Annotated in this window: 3 protein-coding genes; all 3 read left to right on the forward strand. The window is 64.2% G+C overall.

The window, feature by feature from the left end:
* The first annotated feature begins 121 nt into the window (after window positions 1–121).
* The 3 genes from V3572_RS07965 (at window position 122) to V3572_RS07975 (ending at window position 4284) form a co-directional block, all read left to right on the forward strand.
* Window positions 122–1519, forward strand: coding sequence for an aminopeptidase (locus V3572_RS07965; RefSeq protein WP_332110451.1), 1398 nt, complete (start codon window positions 122–124; stop codon window positions 1517–1519).
* A gap of 106 nt (window positions 1520–1625) precedes the next feature.
* Entirely contained in the window at window positions 1626–3542 is a 1917-nt protein-coding gene (selB, locus tag V3572_RS07970; RefSeq protein ID WP_332110452.1) for a selenocysteine-specific translation elongation factor, read from the forward strand.
* Between the two features lie 385 nt (window positions 3543–3927).
* Entirely contained in the window at window positions 3928–4284 is a 357-nt protein-coding gene (locus tag V3572_RS07975; protein ID WP_332110453.1) for a hypothetical protein, read from the forward strand.
* The last annotated feature ends 41 nt before the right edge of the window (window positions 4285–4325 follow it).

Raw genomic sequence — 4325 nt, forward strand, 5'->3', positions numbered from 1 at the left:
TATCACTAGCGATACTAATCAGTCCACTCGCTTTATTAATAACAATCAGTTCATCGGGGAACCCCTTTTTTCAAAAAGGGGTTCCCCTCCCGATTCCTCCGCTACCCAAAAAGGAGACCGCATGATCGAGCTGGAATTTGAAACGAAAAATTGCTGGGACGTGTATACGGATAAAAAATCGAAAACGGCCATGGAAAAACTGGCCGTGGGCTACATGGACTTTTTGAGCCGCTGCAAGACCGAACGCGAGACCGTGGAATATGTGCGCGGCGCGTTGCGCAAGGCCGGATTTGTGGAGAGCGCGGCTGGCGACTTCAAGGGCGACGCGGTCTTTCGCGTGGCCAAGGGCAAGACGCTTTTCGCGGCCCGCAAGGGCAAACGGCCGCTGTCGGCGGGATTTCGGCTGGTGGGCGCGCACGCCGACACCCCGCGCCTGGATCTCAAGCAACGCCCGCTGTACCAGGAATGCGCCGTGGCCCAGGCCAAGACCCACTACTACGGCGGCATCCGCAAGCACCAATGGCTGGCGCGTCCCCTGGCCCTGCATGGCGTGGTGGTCAAAAAAGACGGCACGGTCGTCCCGGTCAGCATCGGCGAAGAGCCCAGCGACCCCGTGTTCGCCATCTCCGACCTGCTGCCGCACCTGGCCTACAAGCAGGCGGACAAGAAGCTGTCGGACGCCTTCGAGGCCGAAAAGCTGAACATCATCCTGGGCCACAGCCCGGCCGAGGAAGGCAAGAAACCGGCCAAGGACAAGGGCAACGGCAAAAGCCCCATCAAGCACAAGGTGCTTGAGCTGCTCAACGCCCGCTACGGCATCACCGAGGAAGACCTCTACAGCGCCGAGCTCCAGGCCGTGCCCGCCGGGGCGGCCCGGCGTGTGGGCCTGGACGGCGGCATCATCGGCGGCTTCGGCCAGGACGACCGCATCTGCGTCTATGCCGGGCTCATGGCCCTTTTGGCCGCGCCGCGCCCGGAGCACACCCAGGTGGTCCTTTTCTGGGACAAGGAGGAGATCGGCTCGGAAGGGTCCACCGGGGCCAAGTCGCACTTTTTCGAATACTGCCTGGAGGATCTGGTTGCCGGGTGGGAGCCCAGGGCCAAGCCGCGCCGCATCTACGAAAAGTCCAAGGCCCTGTCGGCCGACGTGCATGCGGCCATGGACCCGGACTACCAGGACTTGCACGAAAAGCTCAATGCCGCACTTCTGGGCTACGGGCCGTGCTTTTGCAAGTTCACCGGGCACCGGGGCAAGGTGGGGGCCAACGACGCGCATCCGGAATACGTGGCCTGGCTGCGCAGCGTCCTGGCCAAGGCCGGGGTGCCCTGGCAGATGGCGGAACTGGGCAAGGTGGACCACGGCGGCGGCGGCACGGTGGCCAAGTTTCTGGCCGTGTACGGCATGGACGTCATCGACTTCGGGCCGCCGGTTCTGTCCATGCACAGCCCCTTCGAGCTGTCCAGCGTGGCCGACCTGTACGCCACCATGCTGGCCTACAAGGCCTTTTTGCAGAGCTGATGCGGCATCCCAGGGAGAATACGCGCGTATTCTCCCTGGTGAGGTCGCCGCAGGCTTTCCCCCTGCCCACTCGCACGACCCCGCCCCAGCGCGGAAAGGACGCTCCATGCCGGTCATCATGGGTACCGCCGGGCACATCGACCACGGCAAGACCACGCTGATTAAGGCCCTAACGGGCATCGACTGCGACCGTCTGGTCGAGGAAAAAAAGCGCGGCATCACCATCGAACTCGGCTTCGCCTTCCTGGACCTGCCCGGCGATAGGCGGCTCGGGATCATCGACGTTCCCGGCCATGAGCGGTTCGTCAAAAACATGGTGGCGGGCGCGGCAGGCATCGACTTCGTGACCCTGGTCATCGCCGCCGACGAGGGCATCATGCCCCAGACCCGCGAGCATCTGGAAATCTGCACCTTGCTCGGCATCAAAACCGGTCTGGTGGCCCTGACCAAGACCGACATGGTGGACGAGGAATGGCTGGAGATGGTCAAGGAGGATGTGGCGAACTACCTGTCCACGACCTTTTTGGCCGAGGCCCCCATCTACCCGGTCTCGGCCCACACCGGCCAGGGCCTTGATGCGCTTCGGGCCGCCCTGGCCGAACTGGTGGACACCTACCAGCCGCGCCGCCGCTCGGACCTGGCGAGGCTGCCCATCGACCGGGTGTTCACGCTTCGGGGCTACGGCACGGTGGTCACCGGCACGCTCATCGCCGGAAGCTTCAAGGTCGGCGACGACGTGGTGGCCTACCCCAAGGAAACCACGTCCAAGATCCGCAACCTCCAGTCGCATGGCGAGCCCGTGCAGGAGTCCCCGGCCGGACGGCGCACGGCCGTGAACCTGCCGGGGCTCGAGGTGGACGACCTGGAGCGCGGCGAGGTGCTGGCGTTGCCGGGCACGCTGTTTCCGAGTCTGGTGTGGGATGTGGAGCTGACCTGTCTGGCCTCCTGCCCGCGCTCCATCAAGCACCGTACGGAAATCCATTTCCACCACGGCACCAAGGAGACCCTGGCCCGCATCTTCCTGCTGGACCGGGAGAAGCTCGAACCCGGCGAGACGGCCGTATGCCAGGTGCGCTTCACCGAGCCCCTGGCCGGGGTCTTCGGCGACAGATGCGTGGTGCGCGCCTATTCGCCGCTGCGTACCGTGGCCGGAGGTCGCATCGTCTCGCCGCTTGGCCGCAAGGTGAAGCGTTTCGCCGAGGCCGAACTGGAACCGCTGCGCCGCCTGGGCGCGGCCGCCCGGGAGGAAGTCATCCCGGTGCAGTTGGAGCTGGCCGGGGCCGAGGGCCTAAGCTTCGCCCGGCTCATGGTCTTAAGCGACCTGGAATCGCGGGAGCTGGAAAAGGCCCTGGGCAAGCTGTGCGACAAGGGCGAGGCGGCGCTGGTCGACCGCGAGGGCAGGGAAGGCCGGGTCTACGTGGCGGCCTCGGTCATCGCCGCCCTGTCGGACGGGTTGCTTGGCGCCGTGGCCGCCTTCCACAAGCGCGAGCCCATGAAGCAGGGGCTGCCCCGGGGGGAACTGGCCTCCACCTTCGGCAAGGCGCTTTTCCCCAAGCTCTTCCATTTCCTGGTGGAGCGGCAGCTGAAAACCGGCAGGCTGGCTGCCGACCAGGAGCTTTTGCGCCTGCCGGACCACAAGGTGTCCATGGCCTCGGATCAGGCCAAGCTCTTTGAGACGCTGAAAAAAATCTACGACGACGGGGGCCTGACCCCGCCCAATTTAAAAGACGTGCTGGAGCCCCTGAACCTGACCTTCAAGGACGCCCAGCCGGTCTACAAGCTGCTTCTGGCCCAGGGGCACCTGGTCAAGATCAAGGAAGACATGTTCTGCGCGGCCCCGGCCTTCAAGGATCTGGTGGAGCGGGTGGCGGCGTATTTCGAGACGGCGAAAGAGATGGACCCGGCCAATTTCAAGGACATCGCCGGGCTGTCGCGCAAGTTCGCCATCCCCTACCTGGAATACATGGACAAGGAAAAGATCACCGTGCGGGTGGGGGACAAGAGGCAGTTTCGGCGCAAGTAACCCCACTTCGGGGTTTCCGGCGCCAGAAGGCGACAAAAAAACGCGCCGTCCGCCGCGTGGGCGACAACGCAGAACTCATGAACACGTCCGGGGCGTCAGGCGTGGACACCGCCAAAACGGGAAGCCCCGTCTCTACCAGTCGATATCCTTGGGCTTGTTTTCCTGCTGATACTTGATGGTCAGCGCTGCCACCAGGACGGACAGGATACCGAAAAGGACGATAAGACCGGAGAAATCGAGTTGCATGGGCCTGCTCCTTGTCTTGCGGGAATTGAGGTTTCGCTTTTATACTGTTTCCGTCGCGATGTCCACGGGTTGGACGTGTCGCGTGGCCTCGTTTCTTTCGCCAGGGCCATATCCCGCCACCCGGACCAGGAGCCCCGCCATGCAAAATGCCCGTTTTCCGCGCCGCCCGGCGGTCCTGTGCGCCGCCGTGATCGCCCTGTGCCTTTTCGCCGCCACAGCCGCCCCGGCCGCAGCCAGCGTCGTGCGCGTGAACGAAACCCTCTACCGTCTCGACGACGGCCGCACCTTCAAGGCCCCCTGGGACGTGGCCCAGGAGCTCATCGCCGCCCGCGAACCGGCCATCGTGGTCATGGAGGCCAAGGCCAGCAAGGAACTGATGCAGTTGCTCCTGCAAACCCTGGAAAGCTTCAACATCCCCACCCTGCTCACCAAGGCCAAGGATTTCAAGGAGCTGACCAAGCGCGGCATCATCGTCACCAAGCTGAAACCCCGGTAGCGGCTGGTCATCAGGGCCTTGGTCAGGCCGTAGGCGTTGTC

Origin of the sequence: Desulfolutivibrio sp. (genome assembly GCF_036584575.1) — a bacterium.
GTDB lineage: Bacteria > Desulfobacterota > Desulfovibrionia > Desulfovibrionales > Desulfovibrionaceae > Desulfolutivibrio.

Excerpts from the sequence above, each read along its gene's own strand:
- V3572_RS07965 (WP_332110451.1), top strand. The coding sequence starts at position 122 with ATGATCGAGCTGGAATTTGAAACGAAAAATTGCTGGGACGTGTATACG.
- selB (WP_332110452.1), top strand. The coding sequence starts at position 1,626 with ATGCCGGTCATCATGGGTACCGCCGGGCACATCGACCACGGCAAGACC.
- V3572_RS07975 (WP_332110453.1), top strand. The coding sequence starts at position 3,928 with ATGCAAAATGCCCGTTTTCCGCGCCGCCCGGCGGTCCTGTGCGCCGCC.